Origin of the sequence: Silvanigrella sp. (assembly GCF_044369315.1) — a bacterium.
Lineage (GTDB): Bacteria > Bdellovibrionota_B > Oligoflexia > Silvanigrellales > Silvanigrellaceae > Silvanigrella.
Genome location: NZ_JBIPMD010000340.1, coordinates 1 through 2,673 on the forward strand (window position 1 = coordinate 1; position 2,673 = coordinate 2,673).

2 protein-coding genes and 1 pseudogene are annotated in these 2,673 nt (G+C 29.9%); 1 reads left to right on the forward strand and 2 read right to left on the reverse strand.

Going from position 1 to position 2,673, the window contains the following annotated elements:
* Positions 1-718 (forward strand): annotated as a pseudogene (locus ACIQ56_RS16500) (acetyl-CoA carboxylase biotin carboxylase subunit); the annotation flags it as partial.
* A gap of 13 nt (positions 719-731) precedes the next feature.
* Here the strand turns inward: ACIQ56_RS16500 and ACIQ56_RS16505 are convergent.
* Positions 732-1,967, reverse strand: coding sequence for a hypothetical protein (locus ACIQ56_RS16505; RefSeq protein WP_397602131.1), 1,236 nt, complete (start codon positions 1,965-1,967; stop codon positions 732-734).
* A gap of 26 nt (positions 1,968-1,993) precedes the next feature.
* Positions 1,994-2,673, reverse strand: a 680-nt coding sequence (locus ACIQ56_RS16510; RefSeq protein ID WP_397602132.1) for an outer membrane lipoprotein-sorting protein, incomplete at its 5' end; no start/stop codon positions are given.

Below are 2,673 nucleotides of genomic sequence, written 5' to 3' on the forward strand. Positions count from 1 at the left end.
CGAAATTCAAATCATGGCAGATAAACATGGAAACATTGTTCATTTGGGTGAACGTGATTGCAGTATTCAACGCCGGCATCAAAAGGTGATCGAGGAATCTCCTTGTAATTTATTAAATGAAAAAGAAAGAAATAAAATTGGATCTTATGCTGTTTCGTTAGCCAAAGAAGTTGGTTATCATGGTGCAGGTACGGTCGAATTTTTAATGGATGACGATAAAAACGTTTATTTTATGGAAATGAACACACGTATACAGGTGGAGCATCCTGTAACGGAACAAATTACAGGCATCGATCTTGTTCGCACACAAATACTAGTTGCAATGGGTGAAAAGCTTCCATTTACTCAAAAAGATATTCAAATTAAAGGCCATGCCATAGAATGTCGTATTAACGCCGAAGATCCAAAAAGTTTTGCGCCTTGGCCTGGAAAAATTACAGCATATTCCAGCCCTGGCGGATTGGGTGTCCGTGTAGATGGTTTTGTTTATCATGGTTATACTGTGGTACCTTATTATGATTCCATGTTAACTAAACTAATTGTTACTGCTGATACAAGAGAACTTGCAATTAAAAAAATGGAATGTGCTTTAAAAGAATTTATAATCGATGGCATTCGAACAAATATTCCATTTCATTTAGAAGTTTTAAAGCATCCTGACTTTATGCAAGGAAAACATTCCACTCGGTTTTTAGAACGTGCGGGTTTTGTAAAGTAAATATATTTTATATTTAAAAAAGGTACTGAACTTCAGTAAAAAAGGCGGAAGCATTTTTTAATTCTCCAAAAAAGCTATCAGTTGGTCCTCCATATATTTCAGCTCCCATAATCCCTTTCCAATTATCAGTGAAAGCATAGTTTACTTTAGGTTTAATAAAATAATCTTTTTTATTAAACCAATAAATAAGAGCGGTTTCTATTTCCAATGTTTGATTCCATAATTTATAATTTGGTCGAAAAGTAAAACCGTATTGATCCTGAAAATCTTGTTGTGTAATAATTCTTTGTTGTTGTAATATTGGTAATAAAGATAAATTTGTAAATGAATTTTGATCTTGAAAATTATAAATATGGCGATATAAACCTTGTAAATTTAAATTAAAATTTTCTATGATATTTCTATCTATTCCTATAACAGCAGATAAAAAATTATTTTGTTTAAAATAGTCATACCCCTGACTATTCGTTGTTATTGTATAAGCTATTTCAGAACGAATACCAATAGCTCCTAAATTAACAGCAAAATCACTACCAAAAGATTGAATGTGATCAAAGGTTAAATCAATATTTAATCCATTATTGTCCATAGAGCTAAGAGTTAAATTAGGTACTTTCGAAAATCCATTAAAGTAGCTAAATGAAAAATCAATATCTCCATTCGACTTATCTATTTTTAAGGCAAATTGGGTTTCAGGATTAGAGGGGGATTTGCTATTCAAGGTAATACCAGGTTTTGATTTAATAGGATAAACAGGTGAAATCCATTCAGGTATCCATACCCCAATCAATCGAAATCCATTTAAATTAAATACAGTTTTTGATGAAAAAACCCCAAGACGCTGATCATCATCATTTGTAAATAGTTTTTTATAATTTTTAACAGAAAGATTGTCTGTTGGATTGATTTTATCCGCTCGTCCCCAAACAATAATCTGACGGCTATTTCTAAAATCAAAATCTCCCAAAGTATTATCTATATATACTTCTCTAAATATAATATTATTTATTTTATTTCCTAATATGTTTTCATCTTGTAAATAAGTTTCTAAATAAAATTTTGTTCCTAATATTTCTTCCGTGCGAAAATTTATCCATGCAGAACCTACTGCAAAATTTCTCGTATCTGTAAAATTTTTATCATTTGTCCAATAAGATCCACGAACGGAACCTGTCAAATCAATTTTATCTAATAAGCTTTTTTCTTTTGGTTGAGCAAAAATACTTAAATTATAAATAGGAAACAACAAAATGAAAAAAAATAAAAATTCTTTTATTATTTTTCAAGGGAACGTGTAGTAAATAGGTCATCAGAAACCCCAACATTTACTTTATAGTTTTTAAATTCAATGATAGTTTTATGGTTTGATTGTACATTTTCAGCTTCTAAATACATGGGCTGCCATTTTGAATTTTTCTCATCTACTTTTTTTATATCCTTTGCTTTAAACTTTTTTAATAGTTCACCAGAAGTATCATAAGATTCACATTTTATGGAAACAAAACTTTCTTTATCAATCCAACTTATCTGTTTAGAATAACCTGAATTTTCTTTTGTTTCCTCATTTTTAGGGGTAGATTCAATTACCCAACAATTTTTATCTTCTATTTTTTCTTCTTTTAAAATTTTATAATTCCAATTTTCAGGTTTATGACCAATAACATCGCCATAAGAAAAATCTGTGCCTACAAATGAGTCTTTTTTGTTATTTGAAACAAGTCTTCTTACTTTTTTAAGTGCAGGTAAGTAAATCCAAATGTCATCATCTTTTCCTGTATGTTCTATCATTAATGTTTTAGTACCTTTCACGTCGCTTGGAGATAGAAAAGTAACTAAACGCATATTGTCTTTTGTTCCTTTAATTAATTTAGTTTGACCAACTGTATCTCTAATGCGTTCTTGGCCCGAGTTATTTATTAATTTAAATGTTGAATCTGATGAGGAATCAACAACTT